13 protein-coding genes are annotated in these 21,110 nt (G+C 42.1%); 3 read left to right on the forward strand and 10 right to left on the reverse strand.

The genetic code is table 11. The annotated features are described in order from the left end of the window. Nucleotides 1-48: 48 nt before the first annotated feature. The 7 genes from NSTCB13_RS14940 to NSTCB13_RS14970 form a co-directional block, all read right to left on the reverse strand. Nucleotides 49-1,740, reverse strand: coding sequence for a fasciclin domain-containing protein (locus tag NSTCB13_RS14940; protein ID WP_448265347.1), 1,692 nt, complete (start codon nt 1,738-1,740; stop codon nt 49-51). A gap of 737 nt (nt 1,741-2,477) precedes the next feature. Beyond that, nucleotides 2,478-2,945, reverse strand: a complete 468-nt coding sequence (locus NSTCB13_RS14945) for a GNAT family N-acetyltransferase (RefSeq protein WP_448265348.1) — start codon at nt 2,943-2,945, stop codon at nt 2,478-2,480. Nucleotides 2,946-2,986: 41 nt separating this feature from the next. Then, a complete protein-coding gene (locus tag NSTCB13_RS14950) occupies nt 2,987-4,672 on the reverse strand; it encodes a M14 family metallopeptidase (protein WP_448265349.1) in 1,686 nt (561 codons plus the stop codon). A gap of 135 nt (nt 4,673-4,807) precedes the next feature. Further along, a complete protein-coding gene (locus tag NSTCB13_RS14955; RefSeq protein WP_445627881.1) occupies nt 4,808-4,990 on the reverse strand; it encodes a hypothetical protein in 183 nt (60 codons plus the stop codon). Nucleotides 4,991-5,065: 75 nt separating this feature from the next. After that, nucleotides 5,066-8,917 carry a CHAT domain-containing protein gene (locus tag NSTCB13_RS14960; RefSeq protein ID WP_448272826.1) on the reverse strand — a complete coding sequence of 1,284 codons (3,852 nt, stop codon included), beginning with the start codon at nt 8,915-8,917 and terminating at the stop codon, nt 5,066-5,068. Between the two features lie 197 nt (nt 8,918-9,114). Next, a complete protein-coding gene (locus tag NSTCB13_RS14965; protein WP_448270069.1) occupies nt 9,115-9,801 on the reverse strand; it encodes a hypothetical protein in 687 nt (228 codons plus the stop codon). Further along, the gene (locus tag NSTCB13_RS14970; RefSeq protein WP_445632268.1) at nt 9,722-9,892 is read right to left on the reverse strand and encodes a hypothetical protein; all 171 of its coding nucleotides are present in this window, start codon (nt 9,890-9,892) and stop codon (nt 9,722-9,724) included. The genes NSTCB13_RS14965 and NSTCB13_RS14970 overlap by 80 nt, the downstream gene beginning before the upstream one ends. A gap of 409 nt (nt 9,893-10,301) precedes the next feature. On the opposite strand from NSTCB13_RS14970, the gene dnaX reads away from it, so the two are divergent. Beyond that, a complete protein-coding gene (gene dnaX / locus NSTCB13_RS14975; protein WP_448273209.1) occupies nt 10,302-13,538 on the forward strand; it encodes a DNA polymerase III subunit gamma/tau in 3,237 nt (1,078 codons plus the stop codon). Nucleotides 13,539-13,714: 176 nt separating this feature from the next. On the opposite strand, the gene NSTCB13_RS14980 is transcribed toward dnaX, so the two are convergent. Further along, entirely contained in the window at nt 13,715-15,121 is a 1,407-nt protein-coding gene (locus NSTCB13_RS14980; protein WP_448272827.1) for a glycosyltransferase, read from the reverse strand. A 649-nt stretch (nt 15,122-15,770) separates the two neighbouring features. Here NSTCB13_RS14980 and ebsA point away from each other — a divergent pair. Continuing rightward, nucleotides 15,771-16,145 (forward strand): type IV pilus biogenesis protein EbsA, encoded by a 375-nt coding sequence (ebsA, locus tag NSTCB13_RS14985; RefSeq protein WP_322688958.1) that lies wholly within the window; start codon nt 15,771-15,773, stop codon nt 16,143-16,145. 167 nt (nt 16,146-16,312) lie between these two features. On the opposite strand, the gene NSTCB13_RS14990 is transcribed toward ebsA, so the two are convergent. Both NSTCB13_RS14990 and NSTCB13_RS14995 read right to left on the reverse strand, forming a co-directional pair. Further along, on the reverse strand, nt 16,313-17,116 hold the full coding sequence (locus NSTCB13_RS14990; protein ID WP_445627877.1) for a PEP-CTERM sorting domain-containing protein: 804 nt from the start codon (nt 17,114-17,116) through the stop codon (nt 16,313-16,315). 530 nt (nt 17,117-17,646) lie between these two features. Further along, complete coding sequence (locus NSTCB13_RS14995) at nt 17,647-19,014, reverse strand: AAA-like domain-containing protein (protein ID WP_448272828.1); 1,368 nt, start codon at nt 19,012-19,014, stop codon at nt 17,647-17,649. 474 nt (nt 19,015-19,488) lie between these two features. On the opposite strand from NSTCB13_RS14995, the gene NSTCB13_RS15000 reads away from it, so the two are divergent. After that, nucleotides 19,489-21,018 (forward strand): PAS domain-containing protein, encoded by a 1,530-nt coding sequence (locus tag NSTCB13_RS15000; RefSeq protein ID WP_445627875.1) that lies wholly within the window; start codon nt 19,489-19,491, stop codon nt 21,016-21,018. Nucleotides 21,019-21,110: the final 92 nt, after the last annotated feature.

Raw genomic sequence — 21,110 nt, forward strand, 5'->3', positions numbered from 1 at the left:
AAAGGCGCACAGTTAGTTGTGCGCCCTGATTGCATGTTCTACTTCTATTTACCTGAAGTTATAGCCAATTCCTAATTGTAGTCCGACATCAGTATCATCTACAAAAGCAGCATTTACACCACCTGTTAGCGTGAGTTTAGAACCGAGAGGAATGTCTACACCACCTGTTAACAGTAATCCAATATCAGTATCAGCATTAGCTTCAATTGCGACACCCGCACCTATGTAAGGAGATATACTATAGGTTCTATCGCCTACCGAACCTGCTCTGCGGGGAGAAAAATCTAAAGTCACAGGAACTAGAAATATTGTATCGTCCCCAAAGATTACCGATGGTCGCACTGAGAGATAATTTGTCAGACCAAGTTTACTGATCACTGTAAAGTTAGTGTCGCTCAGAGCTGTATCATCGCCGCTCAAACCAATGTTACCACCAACTCCGATATAGCTTCTGCCACCGCGAGTAGCTCTACCTACGTTAACATCAGGTGTCCCATTTCCTGTTGGTGGCTGATTTAACTGACTGATGTTAACATCAGGCGGAATCAGGACTTGGTTAATTGCATGGATAATACCATTGCTAGCTTTCACGTCCGCTTGGAGAACTCTGGCATTATTCACCGAGACTTGACTGTTAGCGGAATCAATTTTAACATTTACAGGTCTTCCTTCATCCGTTGTCAATTCCCCTGCCGAGAGTTGACTAGCAGTTACCGCACCCGGAACCACATGATATCTCAAAATCTTAACTAACGCTTCTCTGTTCTCTGGTTGCTGTAACTGTTCTAAGGTAGCAGCAGGTAAAGCAGCAAATGCGTCATTGGTGGGAGCAAAGACTGTATAAGGGCCTGGCTGTTGAAGAACATCTGCTAGACCAGCTGTCTTTAATAAAGAAGTCAGAGTTGTAAAAGAACTACTGGATGCCGTTAGAGAAACAATATCAGTACTTGTAGGAGTTCCAGCTACAACGTACTGACTAGCTGGAAGATTGCTAGCAATGGGTTGCGCCCGTCCTTGTTTAACTAAAGCTTGATATAAAAGTGCTGCTGCTTCCGCACGAGTCAAAGACTGTTGCGGATTGAGTTGTTTTACATCCGGGTAGTTGACAACAAGATTACTTACTGTCGCTGCTGCCACACTGCCAACAGCATACTCTGGGATAGCTGAGGCATCGTTGTAGTAAGTAGTGAGAGTACTTGTATCGCCACCAGTTAAACCTAAACCACTACTTAAGGCAACGATCCCCTGCACTCTAGGAATTTCTTGATTTGGTCTAAACACATTCCCAGGATAGCCTGCCAAAAATCCAGTTTCGTAGGCGTTTTGAATTGCAGCAGCGGCCCAGTAGTTAGCAGGAACATCACTAAATCCACCTGCACTTAATTGCCGAACTCGGTTTTGGTTACTGAAAGCTTTTTGAATCAAAGCAGCAAATTCCGCACGAGTCACAGGCTGATTTGGTCTATAAGTGCCATCAGGAAAGCCACTAATCACGTTATTCTCAGCTAGGGCTTGAATGAAGGGACGCGCCCAATAATCTGAGGAAACATCAGACAGGTTAACTGTTGAAGTCGGCGATGGTGTCGCAGGTGATGGTGTCTCAGGTGATGGTGTCGTAGATGGAACAGGAGTTTGAGATGAAGCTGGGGCAGAAATTACGATGGGAGTTATTGTAGCAGCTGTCATTCCCAGAACTAGCAAAGCAACCTTTGTTGATGACCAACGAGACAAACTAGACATGGAAATATCCTCTTTTCAATTTCTTGGGTTGATGATGTGGAAAATACTGGATGCAAGGTTAAATGAATACAAATATCTCAGATGATTATTTGGTTCGCCTCGACATGAAAACCAGAAATGAAACCTGTTAGCTCTGGAAAATTAAAACGCTGAACATTATGAGTAGCTGCTTTGATATCTCATAACGTTTATCCTCATGTACACCACACATAGTATCGAATTCCTATTTTTTTAAGAACCGCAGAGCACACTAAGAATTAAGCATGGCTCCTGTGTTAATATATGTTGCAACAATAAAGAGAGTTAATGCAAGTAGGCGATTTTATTCAGTTCTAAAATTCCAGTCAAGCAGTAAAATAATTGGCTTTTAATAGCCGTCTCTTTATAATTGCCGAGGAGGGTTAATGCCGTCAAACTCAATGTATCATGATCTTTAGCAAGATTTAATAAATAAAAGTATCTTGGCGATATGCTGTATTATTGTAGTTCGATCGAAATCATACAACTAACTCAGGGCTAGATTTTGAAGAAAAACTTTCATTCTTTAGATAGTTGTCATTAATGGTAAATTTTCAAATACTAGACTGGAAATTAGCGATCGCAATCAAAAATTCTAAGCCCGATCGCCCCAGCATTTTTGGCTAGGAATTTATTTTTTTAAAAAAGACTATTTCATGAAAAGGAACCCATAGATCAACCAATATTTTGAAAAGAGGTATAATCTGTATCGGTTCTGCTCACAACTCCTCTGGAGGGAAGGCAACAAATCCGGTTTTTACTCCACGTTTGAACCCTGCATTTTCATAGAAGTGCAACGTCTTTTCACGTTTTGAGCCACTCAGAAGCATCACTTTATAGCACTGTTGCTGCCATGCTAATGTTAAGGCATAATGCAGCACTTGTGTACCCAATCCTTGTTGTCGAAAATCGAGATGAGTGACAACATTTTCAATAATGCCGTATGGACGTGCGCCACGTGTCAAGTTGGGAACAATAGTTAAATTACATGTTGCTACTAGCTGGTTATCAACATCAGCTACGATGTAATACAAACGGGGATCGTGTAAAATCCCATCCCAGATAGATTGTAAAACATCATCAGTCGGTAGAGGTGCATCGACAGGATTTAGATGCTTATATAAAGCCAAAAGTTGGGGAAGTTCGTCGCGTGTAATTAGGCGAACGGTAATTATCGGTTTAGGCAAAGCTGTATTAGGATAATTTTTGACAATTTTAAATATCCAAATTATGGAAATGTCAATTCAGTGCGAGCAACTCCAGCACGTTGATGACGGGCTAGCAGTCTAACTGTACTACCTTGGGGCGCACGTACCACCCATTCCATTTTTGCCCGATCCTTGGTAGGATCGCTGTGCCGTCTAATGGGAGTTGAAGGCTTGTAGGCTCGTCCTTCTAATTGACCTAACTCTTCACGGGGCTTACCCGTTACCAAAGTTCCCCCAGGAGGCAGTTCAATTTCACAGATACAGCCTTGCACCAGTTTTTTTTCTAAAGCTTTTTGGGTGACATTAGTGGGCAACCAGCCTGTATTATGCACAACTAATTGCACCCGATAAGTATCATCACCCAAGCTATGGACACTGGCTTCGTAAATTTCTAAACGCGGAGATATTAATAGATGCCAAACTAGCCATTCTGGAAAGAGGGCTATTTCTTTCTCCAGAAATTCAGGGGGTGGATTTGTCCAAGCGTACATGGTATCCCAGCCGCCTAGTTCAATCTGACCGAGTTGGGGATGCTCGAAGGGATACCAATCTACGTAGCCTTTACCTGCAAGTTTCTCATCGTTCCAACGCAGCAACTTCAGGTCATCTTCTACAGAGTGTTCTCGTTGCCAATCGATGTATTTATAATCATTAATTCCAGCTTGGCGCTGCGGACTCCAGACTTCTACTGTCCAGGCAAATAGACCTTGATATTCATAAGCCCAATCGTCGAATGTACCTGTAATTACGTCTTTGGGGTCGTAGCGGAAATCATGAAAGGCAGAGATGGCTGGGTATTGAGTAAGTTCAGTACCTTTTGCGCCAATGCGTTGATAAGTGCGGAGGTCATTGACCGGAAATTCATCATCGCTGAGGTGGGTGTAGGGACGGATGAGAACACCGCTAAAGGTATGAAAAGCGATCGCTCCTGTAATATTAGGATGGGTAGTGATAAATTGAACTAGCGATCGCACTTCTGTTTCAGATGTAGGATAAGAACCAGCCCCCGATTGCTCAGATTCTTGCCGCCACAAAAATGGAAAATTCCGGTTTAAATCTAGCCCTTGCTTAGAACGCTGAATCTGAATCTGAACTCCGTCATAATTTTCTATCTTTCCTTCCGGTAGTACGCGATAATACTGACCATCGATTTCTGTAGGTTCGCGTCGCACCAGCAGGCGAGGTTCAGTCGGACAGACTTTCCAAGCCCCATTAGCATCGGGGATTCGCATCAATAAAATCCGACCATCGCCATCGATATCTTCCATCACTAAGCCATCGTTGCTTTCCTCATCATAAGGATAAGGGCGAGTACCGGAGCGAATAAATTTCGGTTTGTCAGCCAATGCCAACTCCGCACCATCAGGATTAACACGGGGGCAAATGTAGAAGGTGCGGGTATCCAAACAACGGGTAATTTCTGGGTGAGTACCATAAGCTGTCGCTAATGTTTGCAATAGGTATAAACAAACACTTGATGGTGCTAGTTCAGTGGCGTGAATGTTGCCATCAACCCAGAGGGCAGGTTTTTCTTGATGTGCGCCAGTGGCAAAGTTGCTAACTGTCAATAGCCAAATGTCACGTCCTTCGTAACTTTTGCCAATGCTTTCTATGCGTACTAGTTGGGGAAATTCCTTCGCATAACTGTGCAGAATGCGCGTTAAGTCTTCATAACGATAGTATTTATCAAACCGAACATCTGGCATAATAAACCCCTCATACCAATTCAAAATTCAAAATTCAAAATTCAAAATTAAGAAAGTGACAATTAGCATAGGTTTTATGGTTTGCATCTGTATCATATTTTTTGTGAATTGGTATCAGTACGAATTATTTTAAACCTATTGCCGTTTCAATTCTTGTATCAATAGCTGACAACGCTTACTAGCTTCTCTAGCTTGTTGTCTGAAATGTTTAGCTTGTTCGCGATTAGTCAAACACACTTCAGTTGCTTTTTTACTAAATTTTACAGCTTGACTACTGAGTTCTTTGATTCGAGTCTTTAATTCTTCAATTGTTTTCATTTCTACCCAATTCTGAGATGAAGCTAAAAACAAGTATCTGGCTAATTTTATAGCTGTAATCAAAGTTTAAAAGTATTAATTAGGCTTACCCGTAATCGTAAATGCTGCCCAATAATAAGGATGATTATAAAGAATTTTATCTGATGCCATTTTACTATTTCTATATAGTTGAGTCGCTAAATAAGTTTGAATTCTTACTTCTTCTGGATGCAGATTATTTAAGATATCTTCATACCATTTTGTCAGTTCTCCAGCAGTTAGTTCTTTCAGCCATCGTGTTGCTTCAGCTAAGGCAGTAACTGCTGATTTATTGGGCTGTAATCGTCGGTAAAACTCGATCATCACCAAGGCGCTAGCCGAAGATTCTACAGTCCAAAGAGTACTCACTACATGAGGTACGCCTTGAGTTACAAAACCACTGACTAAACTTACATATTCGCTGGTGATAGTGTAGTTGTTAGTACTTAAATTTTCACAGGCAGAGAGGGTAATAAGGTTGTAACTATCTAGATTTTGTTGGCATTCATCTAGAGTAAGTCTGTCTTCACCCGCTAATGCTAATTCTGACTTTTTCGGTTCAGCTAAATTATTAGTAACATGACCTGTAAAATGCAATATATTATAATTATCAAATATGGCATTTTCAACAATACTTTTCGTAGCTTCTGCCCCTTGAATTCGTTGGATATTATTGAACATCTGACTAACAATTTCAGACTCCAGTTTGGCAAATTTAAGTGTGGGATAACCTGTACTTTCAGGATGTTCAACACTGAGCAGTAACTTATTTTGCCACTGCCAAATATCCTCAGTTCTGATTGATAAACCTATTTGGGCACTAGGTAGATAAGTAAAGCTGAAATTTGATTCCACATTCGGTAACTCTTCTGGTGATGGCGAAGAAAAATGGAAAAGTGTATGAATGGGCAATCTGTACAAGTCACGGTGAGGAATTAAGACCAGTTGGGTGATACCTTCGAGTTCCTGTGCAATTGTGGAAATATTCAGGATTTCATACAGTTGCAACAGCTTCTCCTCCATCTCAACTCGCCAAGAATGCTGACTTTTACTTTCTTTGTCGTGGGCTGTGCTGCGATATTCTTGGTATTGTTGATGCCAATTTTCTAGCCAAATTTCAAATTCAATTAGGCGTTGCACTGCTTCGGGTAGAGGCAATTCATTGAGACGAATAGCATCTTCTCCTAAAGGTATTACCCCAGTATCTTGCATGGGTGTAAACAGGAGAATTGGTGATGGTGCTTGGTCTTTGAGAATAAAAGTATGTAGGGCAACTGGACTAATATGCCAGTAAATAATTGCTGTTGAAGGATTGAATAGTTGTTGAATTGCGCCATAATAAGGCGAGTAAATATTATTATTCCAGCCAGAAAGCAGCCAGTTTAAACAAGCATTTTTACCTTGTTCGGCAATTTCCCAAGCTTCTACTAAATCACCCGACTCTACAGCTAAATCAACTGCCAATTGATCGAAGCCGGCAAATTTTAAAGCTAACTGTTTTTTACTTTCATCTGAGCGAGTTTCTTCACTGAGTAATTGTCGCAATAAATCTGTCCCACGTTGCAGCAATTCTTGAACTTGTGTGGTTTGTCCCAAACCCATCAACACTTTGCTGAGAGATTGCAAAACCTCTAGATGCAACTGGGGAAAATATTCTAATGTCAGGGTTAACAGCGCTTGATGGTACTCAGATGCAGCTTTGCGCCAATAATCGCGAGGATTGGTATGTTTTTTGCCTTGCTCATAGTAAGTATTAGCGATCGCAAAATGCAATCTACCCCAACCTTCTGGATGGGTATCTGTCCGCAGATGCTTTAACCCTTCTTCGTAGCTTTTTAATTTTCCTTCGTAGCCGCCCTGTTGTAAGGCAGGATTTGTCGCGATGATACTACTCGACAAATTTTGCAAAACGTCAAAATCTACTAAATGGCCGATCGCAGTTCCCCGACCAATCCAAGCTTCCCAATAATCTTGTTTAATTTGCAAAGCGTTGTCATAACAAACGATCGCTTCGGCAAATTGTTCTAAATAAAACAGTGCTACTGCTTGATTATACCAAGCTAAATGGAAATCGGGTTTAATGGCGATCGCTTGTTGATAGGAGGCGATCGCTTCTTGTCTGCGCCCTAAGTTGTCTAATGCTATACCTCGGTTGTACCAAGCTAAGTAGAAGTCGGCTTGAACTGAAAGTGCTTTGTCCCAGGAAGCGATCGCTTCTGACCACCTGCCTAAATTAAACAGCACTACACCCCGATCTATCCACACTTCGTGGTAATCTGGGTTAATTTCTATAGCTCTGTCGTAAGATATAATCGCCTCGGCAAATTGTTCGCTGACGGCTAGGGCTATGCCTCGGTAATACCAGTTTTCCTGGTCTTCTGGTTGGAGTTGTAGCGCTTGGTCATAACTAGCAATAGCTTCTGGTAGCCAACCTAATTTCAGCAGTGCCAAACCCTTGCTAGACCACGCTTCTTGATAGTCTGGCTTGATTTCTATAGCTTTGTCAAAAGAAGCGATCGCTTCTTCAAAGTATCCTAATTCTCCGAGAGTTCCACCCCGGTTGTACCAGGCTTTGTAAAAGTCTGGTTTCAATTCTATGGCTGTTTCATAAGACGCGATCGCTTCATCAAAACGTTCTAAATGGAACAGCGTTAAGCCTCGATTAAACCAATATTCTGATAATTCGGGTTGCATTTCAATCGCTCGATCGTAAGATGCGATCGCACCTAGCAAATCGCCTGTTTTCGCTTGGCTTAGACCTTGGTAAAACCACCCTTGAGCGTGGGGAATTGGATTATCGTTATGCCGCTCAATAATACCAGGAGAATTACTGCTTTGAACTGCCAAATCTGAAGCAAGTTGCTGGACTAAATTGGTACTTTGATCCAACTTCACCCACAACTCATCTAAAGTATTAGCTACATTTGGCTCTAAATTCGTCAAAGTGTTATCCCAGGTTTCCACCGAGGGAGACGTTGCTAATTCAGTCTTTTGTCTCGTGGAAAGAAAATTTGCTGGTGTAGTAATTTGAACAACTTCTTCTTCGTCAAACCGAAGTTGGGTTAACAAGTTGATTGTATCTTCTGCTGTCGGCAGAGGGATATTTTCTGGTATTGTGGCTTGGGCGTCTTCCCTTTCAGATTCCCATACCAGTTCCTCGAAGTTTTCGGGCGATGTCTCCTCAAAGACATTTTGATCTGCTGACGTTATTGGTTCAATATCTGGCTCATCATATTCCCATAATTGCTCGCCAAAGCTACGGATTAGCTCTTGTCCGGGAGAAGTTGGGATAATTTCTTCATCGGTTGTAGTTTCGATTACATCTGGCTCATCATATTCCCATAACTGCTCGCCTAAATCGCGGATCAGTTCTTGTCCAGGAGTAGTTTCGATTACATCTGGCTCATCATATTCCCATAGCTGCTCGCCCAACTCACGGATCAGTTCTTGCCCAGGAGTGATTTCTAGATCGTCTTGTGCTTGATTGTCCTGATAATTTTCTATTTCTGTAGGTAAGTTTTGCATTAGCCGAATGCCAATGTCATAAGCAACTTCTCCAATTCTGCCAACACCAAGTTCCCCTAATTGCACCATCTGTGTTGCTAAAAGAGGATTTGGTGTAGGTGAAGCTAGTAAGCTTTCACCAAACATCACCAACCAGTCTATCCAACGTTCAGCCGGAATGCGATTTTCGATTCGTTGCAGATACCTCAATGCCCACTGTCGTCCTCGTGCTTGATGCACGCCTTCTAACAATTGGATAAACAATTGTTCCAGATCCGCATTGGTTAGTTCTGGTGGTACTCCCACCAGATTGCGTCCTCTCGAAGCCTTGAGAGAACTATTCTGTTTACTTGCAATGAGGCGCTTTAAAAACCTTTTAAGCGACTGCGATATCCGCCTGAGCATCTGCCACACTCTTGGATTTTGTTTTTCTAGATTGTAGCCATCGTTGTCTTAAAAAAATCATCAATTACGTAAAAATCCATTAGATTCGGACAGCGCTTCCGTAGCAGGTTAGCAAAAAATATACAAATCTTCAAGAGCATAGCATTACAACGTTACAATTCCCAGGTTTAACTCTTGAATTTGATTGTGGCAAGCAGTTAATTTTCAGTTTGCTCTGTAGTCGATTGCCCAGCAGGATATAACTGACTAATTAATGCCTGGACAAGCACTTGTGGATCGTCTGTTTCAACCGCAAGCTGTTGAGCAATCTGCTGACGTAAATTTTCATCCTCCTGTAACATTACAAACAACTGTTCTAGGGTGACAGTTTGGTATTCTCCCTCTGGGAGGTTCTCTGGTGCATCTGCTGACTCCGATACTGAGACAGTTCCCTCAGAGGGCAAAGGAGTGCTAAAAGCATCTGGTCCTTCATATTCCCAAACTGGTTCGCCTTCATTGCGTGTCAACAACTGCATCCCGATATTATAGGCAACATCTCCAATTTCTCCGACTTTTAACTCACCCAATTGCACTAACCGCGCCGCCATTTCATTATTGGGTGTCGGAGATGCGAGCAATCTGTCGCCAAAGCGCCCTAGCCACTCAACCCAGTCTTGAGTTGTGATGCGATGTTCGATATTATGCAGCCACTTCTGTGCCCATGCTTCCCCTCGTGCTTGATGTACTCCTTGCAACAGTTCGTTGAAAAGAAATTCCAGATCCGTATCGCTTAGGGGTGGCGCTGGTTCTTTTTGGACATTTCCCCTAGATTTTGAGGCAGTCTGTTTTCCACCAAACAAGCTCTGAAAAAGCTTTTTGAGCCATTGAAATAGCCGCTTGAGCATCTGCTGCACCATCGAGTTTTACTTTATCTATAAAATTGTAGCGATCGCACTGGACTATGGCGTTAGTTCCGTAAATAAAACGTATAGTCATTTGTCATTAGTCACTTGTCATTTGTCAAGAGTTATTCTCCTCTGCTTCCCTGTGTTTTTTAATAGAACAAATGTACTAAATGATATGCTATAATTCCCATACTATTGATGTTGAAATCATAGTAGAGGATCGGCTCTGGTTGCTTGCTTTCCTGAGTGCCAAAATTTACGGCATTAGTTGAGTGCAAGACCTATGCAACATCGATAAATAAAGCCAGGTACGAGAGTTTAAAATAATTGAATCCTCAACTCGACTCGGTGCTACTAATCAACATTGAAAGGCATTGAAGTCTATTTTTCCATGTCTTACGAACCCTTGCACCACAAATATCGCCCCAAAAGTTTTGCTGAACTGGTGGGGTCAAGAGGCGATCGCCACCACCCTCACGAACGCGATCGGCACATCTAAAATCGCCCCCGCCTACTTATTCACTGGGCCAAGAGGTACGGGGAAAACTTCTAGTGCCCGGATTTTGGCTAAGTCCCTCAATTGTCTCAAAAGCGATCGGCCCACGGCTGAACCCTGCGGCGTGTGTGAGGTTTGTCAGGGGATCGCTAAGGGCTACACCCTAGATGTAATTGAAATCGATGCCGCTAGTAATACTGGTGTCGATAATATCCGCGAGTTGATTGAAAAAGCCCAGTTTGCTCCTGTGCAGTGTCGCTACAAGGTTTATGTAATCGACGAATGCTTAACTGGAGATTCTCTGATCTTGACTGATGAGGGACTTCACAGAATTGACGATCCCAAAATTAAAGGGAAGAAAGTACTGAGTTACAACGACTCATCTCTTAAGTGGGAATTCAAGAAAGTTGTCAGATGGTTAGACCAAGGAGAACGGCAAACCCTGGTTATAAAGACAACTAACCGAGAAATTAGATGTACCGATAATCATTTAATTAGGACAAACCAGGGATGGCTACAAGCATTGGACGTAAAAGAAGGAGTGAAGATACTATCCCCTGTGAATGCGGATGCGGCATCCTCATTTACAAATTTGGTATCGATGGACGCACCCGGAGATTTGCTAGCGGACACCAATTTAAAGGAAATACATCAGGGCAAAAATCATACGACCTGGAATCTATCCTTAAACAAGCCGAATTACTCCGACCTTTCTGTGCTTGCGGGTGTGGAGAAAAGCTTGATATTCCAACCTTTTTACAAAAAAAGGGGCGAGGAATCATCAGTATCCAGTCTCGCTGGGAAAAACATCCATATAAAAAAGGACACGGAATTTGGGAACTTAGAACAAAAAAGTTCCTTGCAGATGCGGCAGTTATACAACCAAATGCACTTGGGCTTATCTACGGAACCTTGCTTGGAGATTGCTCTATCAGTTATCCCAATAAATACAGCAGATTCCCTAGATTGTGTTGGACACACTCAGAAAAGCAGCAAGAATGGTTGGAATATAAAGCCTATCGCCTTCAAGAATTACGTCCAAAACTGCGAATTACATCTAACAAAGGATACGGAAACATATCAGTTACCTGTAACACAGGTTGCCATCCCCAACTCAAAGATGTTTTTGACATCGTTAAACCGAATAGGGATAAAAAACTCGTCTCTATGGACTGGCTTAATCGAATTACCCCAGAAGGAATTGCTTGGTGGTTTTGCGATGATGGTTCACTTACCCTCAGTCCAGAAGGAAGTCCACAAATTCAACTACATACCGAAGGATTCTCTGCCGCAGAAAACCAACTCATTGCTACTTGGCTTACAGCAATGGGATACTCAGCAACAACAAAATTTTACACCAGAAGTAGTACAGGCAAGACATACCACTATATACGGTTGGGGGCAAGCACCAGTAGAAAATGGCTGGCAGACCTTAAACAATATTCCATCCCCTCAATGGATTACAAGTTTGGAGACTGTCGAATCTGTTCACCTCGCTGGGATCGAGCGAGTCTATGACATTGAAGTAGAAGATAATCATAACTTTGTTGCGAATGGGCTTTTGGTGCATAATTGCCACATGCTCAGTACCCAGGCATTCAATGCGCTACTCAAGACACTAGAAGAACCACCGAAACATGTAGTTTTTGTATTGGCGACAACAGACCCGCAACGGGTGTTACCAACAATCATTTCGCGCTGTCAAAGGTTTGATTTTAGACGCATTCAGTTAGAAGCGATGGTGAAGCATTTAAGCGCGATCGCCTCTAAAGAAAACATTCATATTTCACTTGATGCTGTCACCCTGGTAGCCCAACTTTCTCAGGGAGGCTTGCGAGATGCCGAAAGTCTACTCGACCAATTAAGCTTGTTAGCAGGTGAAGTCACACCAGAGCGAGTTTGGGATTTGGTGGGGACGGTAAGCGAACAGGACTTGCTAGGGCTTTTAAATGCGATCGCTCAAGATAAACCGGAAGCGGTTCTAGACTGTACCCACTACATCCTAGATCGCGGTCGAGAACCCCTAACTATTCTGCAAAATCTCGCTGCTTTTTACCGCGATTTACTGATTGCCAAAACAGCACCCAACCGCCACGATTTAGTTGCTTGTACTCAGCAAACTTGGACAGCGCTGGTTGAGTTTGCTCAATACTTCGATATGAGCGTGATTTTGGCGGGACAGAAACACTTGCGAGAAGCTGAAGTACAAATTAAAAATACCACCCAGCCACGTTTGTGGTTGGAGGTAACATTACTAGGATTGTTACCCAGTGCGACGACGAATATTCAGCCACAAACCTCAAGTGTCGCGCCACGAGTTAATACACCTGCTGTATCTCCAAACTATCCTCCAGTCGTTGCCCAAAATCACCCCGTCTCTTCTGTACCTTTAGCTGAACCGCAAACAAATCATAATTCTGCATCTGCCAATCATCAAGCGGCTGCCCAAAATCAGCCCGTTACTTCATCTCCCCCAGTTGAACGGCAAACAAATCACAATTCTGCTGCTAAATCAGTTTCACCACCAACCCCAGAACCTGTATCCGTGCCCGTGCCACCTGCGAACCTTGAACCAGTAACTTCAGAAGTTGTTGGCGAAACAGAATATGACTTAACTCAGGTTTGGCAACAGGTGCGTACTAATTTTCCGATGCCTTCCAGGCAAGCTTTACTTGGACAAATGTGCCAGCTAATAGAGTTTAACGGTACTGTAGCGCGTATTGCTGTTAAAGGGGCTAAATGGTATGAAACACTTAAATCTGATCTCCCGATGATGAAAGCAGCTTTCCAGCAGACTTTTCAACGTGAAGTTCAGGTAAATCTGGAACAAGTCAGTTCTGCAACTCCTACCTCAGCCAAAAAAAATCCTCCACCAAAAGATTCTACTCGCTCTCAGCAACCACCAACTCCCAGTTACAACCAGCAAATTTCGCCTCCAGCGTCGGCACCACGGCCAACTAATCCACCACCAGCACCGACAGCAGCAAGAAATGGCAATGGTGTAAATGGAAATAGGGCAAATGGAAACGGGGTAAATGCAAACGGGATGCAAACTTTGCCTCCACCCCCAAAACAAACACCCGCACCTGATTGGGAACCTGACGAAGTAGCGATCGCAGCTCAACGTCTAGCAGAATTTTTCAACGGACAAATCATCCGTTTTGCAGATGATTTCCCAGAATTCTCCGATTCCACAACTACACCAGAATGGGTAGAAGAAGCAGACGTGGATGATGAATAAAAAATTCGGGATTGGGCATTGGGGAGGCAGTGCGGTCTTGGGGTCTCCCCAAGTGGAGCAACTGCCGTCATTGGGCATTGGGCGGGGTGCAGAGGGGAAAACTCTCCCCTATTCGTCATTCCCCATCCCCCGCTCCATTCCCTATTCCCCATGCCCCATGCCCTATTGCCTATTCCCTATTCTCCATTCCCCGTATGCAAGGTTTTCACCCATTTCAGGCGCTTTGGTCTTACCGACATCCGAGCAGTAGTGCTGCTCATGACGACTAACCAGTGCAACATATATAAACTGCCACGCAGGGTTTGCACCAGCATCGTAAGATATGTAGAAAGTGGGAATTTTTGATCTTGACGTACCCGCTTCAGACCTGTAAACATCCCTACCATCGACATAGAAATGGACAAGCCTGTGATCGGACTTAACATTGGTGGACGATGACGAGCGATCGCCATTAATAAATCTGGGACTGCTGCTGTCGGCAAGATATACATAATCAGCATAAAAATCAGCAAATCCCAGCTTTTACGCCATCCCATCCGGTTTTTGAGAATTAAATCCCAATAATCTAAATAGCGCTGATAACCGCCTTCTGCCCAACGGTTGCGCTGATGCCAAAGTGAAACTGCATTTGTCACTCCTTCTTCTTGCACCGCTGGATGGAAAACACACTCAATATCCCATTTATCCAAATGTAAACGGATTGTCAAATCCAAATCATCGGTAATGGTTTCTTCATTCCAGCCACCGCAGCTTTCCAAGGCGGAACGCCGGACAAATTGACCATTGCCCCGCAGCTCGCCAATGCCACCAAGGGCAGTCCGCTGTTGCTGAAACCAAGTATCAAGGGCCATTTCGGCCATTTGACCCTTAGTCCAAAAGTTTGCTTTAGCGTTGGCGATCGCTTTTCGCACCTGCACCGCCCCCACGTTTTCTCTTTGAAATAAAGGTATTACCTGTTGCAGTAAGTCTGGTGTTACTTGGGCATCAGCATCAAATACTGCTATAATGTCGCCCTTTGTCAGCGGCAATACCTGATTCAACGCTCCCGATTTGCCACCAGTAGCTTCTGCTGAACGCCTTAGTACTTTTAGCTGGTCGTGTTTCTGTGCGAGTTCCGCTAATAAATGTGGCGTGCTATCACTGCTGCGATCGTCAATTATCCAAATTTCGTACTCCCCACCTGGATATTCCAGATTACAAAGATTTTTGACTAATTTAGCAATTACCGCTTCCTCATTTTTCGCAGCCACTAGCACCGAAACAGAAGGTAAATCTCCCTGCATTTCTTTTGGATAGCGACGGGATTTGGTAAACACCACCACCAAAGCATGAAATCCTAGAATGGTGGTCAGTCCTAGAATAAAAATGGAAGCCCAAGAAACTAAATGTAGAGCGATCGTGCCACTCCAGACGATAGTCAAGACTAGAGCTGCTTTGCCTCTACGACCTTGAAACCGGGATGGTAGAGACATAGAATCTGTCTCTAACACTGACTCCTCATCTACTGATAGGTCAGATAACAAGGAGTTGAGCGGATCGAGCTCTTGATAAGAATCTTCTTCGGGCCAGGAATTCGCTGGCATAGGTTAGGTTGCTTGATTCAAAAACCACTATTTGTCTACAGTTAGTAATTTTACGGACAAATATCCCTAAGCTACTTTTCCCGATATTAATCGGAATGGGCAAACTGCAATACCCGCTATCCCTAAGCCAAAAGCCGCTGGGACTACATTTGTTGTCACCGCCACTGTGCGTAATTACCTCATATTAACCGCGTTTGCTACTCTTAGACAGAAGCTTGATTCCTTTAATAGCCACTTCGGCAGGAAGCTTGTAGAGTCGGACTTTCTCTAATGAGAACTCCGGTTTGGGTAAAGTAATAGCAAGGTAGCAGCAGCTTTTTGTTGGGAAAAACTGCAATAACGGCATCCACCACTGTACAGTAGGGATTTTTAGTGTTACCGTTCCCAGATTCGATAACAGTTAATGCAGCATCATTGTAACCGAAATTTTAATATTTCTTAGTAGTAACTTCATTTATTAGGCATGGGGCATTGGTATTGGGATTAGAGAGCTGACAGGTGACAGGTGATAGGGAATAATCTGTACCCTGTAACCTGTACCCTATTCCCTTCTTCACTGACCACTATGTGCTTTAGACACATCTTTGGGGAATACTACTAACATCCACTAATATCCCCAGTTGCTAACTAACTTGAGGAATATTTAACTATGTCTATTGAGCAACTCCAGCCTGCAACTCAACAACAAGCGAGTGTTTACTTACCTTATGTTCAGGGTGCTAGGCGCAATTTCTTACCCTATGCCATCAGTCTTTATCAAAAAGGGGTCTTGGAGGGACATCGGAAAATTGAAGCCAGCGAACATGTCCCCTTTGTCGCCTCTTGGAATGTTGCTACTTTACCCTCAGACTTAACCCGTTGCCGAATTCAGTTTGATGGCAATGCTGACCTGAGTTATGAACTGATGATGGCTAGTTTCGAGTTTATTAATTTTTTAATTGAACTTATGGATAACTATAAACGTTATCGTATAACCGATTTTTCGCAACCGTTTTATCGCAAGCTACTGCGTATAGATGAATGATTAAACTCAGCCGGATTTGCAAAAGTCCGGCTTATTTTAAATTGATAGATAAATAAGTTAGTAATAAGGATTAAAGTCCTTATTGTCTGAGATTATTTGCTCACAAGGCACTGATTTTTACAATTCAGCTTCAGCCTTGTGAGCTTTTTTACAACAGGCTTTTAGTTTTAAAACGTCTTCCTAAGTCCGCTGTCTTTTCTTCTTTTCAGAACGATACCAAAACTAGCTACCATCAGAGTTCCGAGAAGGCTAGCGGGTTCTGGAATAGAAGTTTCATTTATAGGTACTATGATTCTTAAATTTGCCAAACTAGCGTTAGTTATGGTCAAAGATGTTACACCTGGTAAACCTGGGATATCAGACTTGAAATCAAAGACCGTGGGAGTTAAATTACCATTGGGATTACTATATCGCTCCCCATATCCACTCACTTCAAAAGTACCTTGATACTTCTTTCCGGTGTTTGGGTCGGTGACAGTACCAGTGTAGAAAGCTTTTGTAAGATTAAATTCATCTTGAACTACTCCTTGAAATGTGGTTCCTGGCAATTGTCCCTGGTAAAGAAAGGTAGTCAATTGACCACCAGAAAGAACAGGTGATGTCAGAACACCATCAAACGAGACAATTGGAATACCTTTAAAGTCAACAAAATGATGCAGACTTCCATCGGAGCGTGTTTCTACCTGTAAATAGTCTGATTGATATACAGGAACATAATTAGGATTATTATTAGTACCTAAGTTCCGGTAATAAGTTCCAGTATCATCCGTATCAATACGAGTAATACTGTTATTGAAATTAGGATTATTTCTGGGCAGTTCGATAGTTCCTGATAAGGTACCAGTGCTTTCAATTGTGATGAATTGAGCAGCAATTGCGCTTGCCCCACTCATAGCGATCGCTACTGCTGCAAGACAACTACTGCTAACAGCTGCAAGACCTAACTTAATTCCTAATGAACTCACTTTCATTAACAAGTTGTTCCTTTATTTGTCGATAGTAAACACACCTAATATGCTGAGATTAATTGCAAGTTTATCTCATGCATGATTTATTATTCCCAAGCTAGTAATGGAAATTTCATCGACAAAAAAAGTCTTATCAGTTGCTATTTTTAGTAAAACAGAATAAAGGCGTCAGAAGTCAGAATTCAGAATGAATTTTGTGCGACTACTGGATGAATTCAGGGGTTTAACACCTCTACTCAATCTGCATATTTAGTGTTAAACAAAACAGCGGCGGGTCTGAATCCCCCACTGATAGCGAAGCGTTAGCGAGTCATCGAGCGTCTTCATTCTGACCGGAGGCAGAGCGTCTCCGGCTCCGCTCCTGAATTCCGAATAGCTGAATTCTTTTTTATATCGCAAAAAATCAGTGATATTGGAGTGTTTTGACGAGCAAAATTTTGCCCCTCAATTTGCAGGTAGCTTTCAAAGTAGCAGTAATTAACTAATTAAGTTAGTTCATCTAAACTATAAAGAACTGATAACTGTTGATTTTCTTATTTCAATTGTTCAACATGAGTATTATTGAAATGCTCACTTTTTTTGAGATATTGTTGGAAATATAACCGATATAATTCACACGCAGGAGTACTGCGATCGCCTTCTAAATTAATTAGCCCTATACTTTGTAATTTATATGCCAAGCTTGGCTCTAATTTCACATAATTTGTAGTATTAATCACTTCATAAAAAGCATCTCCTAATTCTGGTTCATCTTGAAGTGCTAATACATATTGCCTTAGACACTGGTTATAGATTCCGGCTTCTGTAGGTGCTTGTTGCAATAACTGCCCTAAATCTCCTTTTAATCCACCTTTACCTACAAGATGATACAATGCCAATCGCACCAAATAAGGATTTCCTCCCACCATTGCCATTAAACTATCGGCATCTTTACCATCTGTCCAATCCAAGCCGTGACGTTGTGCTAAATCCTGCACTTGCTCTTTCGTAAAGGGAGGTAAATTAATTGTCAAACCAATATTAAATGGTGGTTGAGTGAGTTTTATGGGAACAAGAATTTCTGTTGAATAAACCAGAACCAGACGCAGTTTTTGCCAAATTTCTACCCTTTTGGCTTGTTCATGCCACGATCGCACTAATGGTAGCAACTCTCCAGCAATTTCCTGATACTCAAATAGCCAATCCACCTCATTTAATACTAAAACCAGGGGACTTGAGAGCGCAGGCAGTAAATATTTTTGGAAATAGATAGAGCAGCTGACTTTGCTACCCATATCTTCATCCCAATAATCATTGAGTTTTGGTTCTAGCTGTAACTCCCGACTAACATTGACACAGAACCAACGCAAAAATTTATCCAAATTGGCAAATACTGCTTTGTCTGCTTGCTGAAAGTCCAAAGTTACGGTACGAAAGCCTTGCTTGTTAGCGCGTGCAAGCAACCGGAGAATCAGAGAGCTTTTCCCCATCTTTTTGGGTGCTTTGATGCAAATTACACTCCCAGGTTCAGCCATTTCTGCGTAAGCGAGTTCTTCAATTGGCAAACGAGGAATGTAAAATCTGGAATTAAGAGATACTGGATCACTAGGAAATTCTAAGGATATCGCTGTGGCGGCTCGGTTGAATTCCTTAATTAACTGCTGATGTGCTTCGCTAAAAGGGTGATTTTCTAGAGTCTGGCGAAAGTTGGATTTATCTATTGGTTCTTTGTAAAAATTACTCAGTACTTGCCATAAATGAGCAGCAATTTTCTTAACACGTTCCTCGCCGTAGTGCGCTTCAATAGCTATATTGGCGTAGGTTTCTCCTTCCCACGAAGAACGTAATATCAATTCTTGGAGCGTCGTTAAACCGGTTGCTTGACTGGCTTTTAGTAGCAATACTAGTTCATCTATAGTCATTACTCATTGAGTCTAATTCAGCACGATCTTTTCTCACACCATTAAGCTTTAGAAGTCAATGTCGCCTGCCTTGTATGCATAGCAGCCAGACCTGACTCAAAAAGCTACAAAAAAGCCTTGACAATTTTTTGCATCTTGAAATTATTTAGCGTGATTCAATCATAGAATTTTTTTTACAACTTTTTCGGGATTTTTAGGTAATTATATGTGACTTGAACTACTTTTTTTAGACATATCTTAGAATGTAGATGCACAACAATGTAGCGATTTTTTCTAAAATATTGCTATTGCGATCGCAACAGAGGTTACATTCTTCTAAATTCCATTTCAATTGATGATATCGGCTGATATATCCCTGACCTAAGTTACAGCCTAATAAACCAACTAGGCGATTTGTCCATAACTGAATCGTCAGGGTGCTAAAACAGCGTAGAGAGAAAGCTACAGAATATCTTCCTCATCGTACCAGCAGCTATGCATATCCAAGAACCCGCTACTCATGAATCAGAAGCTCTACTTTCAGTACAAGATTCTCAGAGTTTCCCAGAAACCAAAGACTTATCTCTAGAAAATTTAGATCCTTGCCAATGCTCACAAGCCGCCTTACAAATGGCATTAATCGCTAATGGCTTGGGGTTGTGGGATTGGAATCTGGTAACTGACAAAACCTATTACGATTCCCAATGGAAAAGCATCCTGGGATATAAAGTAGACGAAATCGACAACGATTATAAATCTTTTGAACAACTGGTACATCCACAAGATTTACCAAGAATTCGCCAGGTATTGCACGATTATCTGCAAGGATGCATACCTGTGTTTGAAGTCGAATTGCGAATGTTGACTAAATCCGGGGAGTGGAAGTGGATTTTGACTTGTGGCAAAGTATTTCAGTGGGATAAATTCGGTAAACCAGTGCGGATGGTGGGAACGCACAAGGATATTAATCAAGATAAAGCTATCGCTACTCAACAATACCAACTATTTGAACAACTCCAAAGAGAAATTGCTCAACACCAGTCTACCGAAGACCAAGTTAAGGAAAAATCACAGCAGCTAGAAACTACTCTTGATGAACTCAAATATACCCAAAAGCAGTTATTGCAGAACCAGAAAATGGCTAATCTCGGTCAACTGGTGGCGGATATGGCTAACGAAATTAACAACCCCGTTAGCTTTATCTCCGGCAATCTCCATCCTGCTAGTAAATACGCTGAAGATTTAATCAGAATTATTGAACTTTACCAATATTACTATCCCACGCCTACTCCAGTTATTGCCTTACATTTGCAACACCTTGACCTTGGTTTCGTGAAGACAGAATTTTTCAAATTACTGTGGTCAATGCGAGCCTGTTCTGAGCGCGTGAAAGATATTGTTTTCGCCTTGCAAAATTTTTCTACCTCTGACGAAGGTCAAATGCAAAAGGTTGACATACATCAAGGATTTGATAGTGTTCTCAGGATTTTACAACATCGTCTCAAAGAAAAACCTGATAGAGCAGAAATTAAAGTAATTAAAACCTTTGGGAAATTACCCTTAATTGAGTGTTACCCTGGTGAACTAAATCAGGTATTCATGAACATCTTGACTAATGCAATTGATGCTTTAGAAGAGAAGATGAAGCACCATTATTCTTTTACTCCAAAAATTTTGATTCATACAGAAGTTGTTAGCAGTCATTTATCATTGGTCAACAATAATGAACCTTGGGTAAAGGACAAACTACTAGGTAAAAAACACAAAGTTATAATTCGCATTTTTGACAATGGCAAAGGTATGCTTCCCCATATCCAAAGACATATATTTGAACCGTTTTTTACAACCAAGCCAGTAGACAAAAGTCAAGGACTAGGGTTATCAATTAGTCGCCAAATTATCGTTGAAAAACATCAAGGTAAACTTAAGTGTAATTCTCAATTAGATCGAGGGACAGAGTTGGTGATTGAGATGAATACAACAGCAAGACACTATGCCGCGATTAGAAAACACGCCAACTTTTAGGTAATGAACGAATGGCACTAAGTTAAGATACAGCCCTTGCCCCAACCCAACTGGTTCCCAGCCTGGAGGCTGGAAAACCATTCTTGGAGGCT

Source organism: Nostoc sp. DSM 114160, from assembly GCF_053470305.1.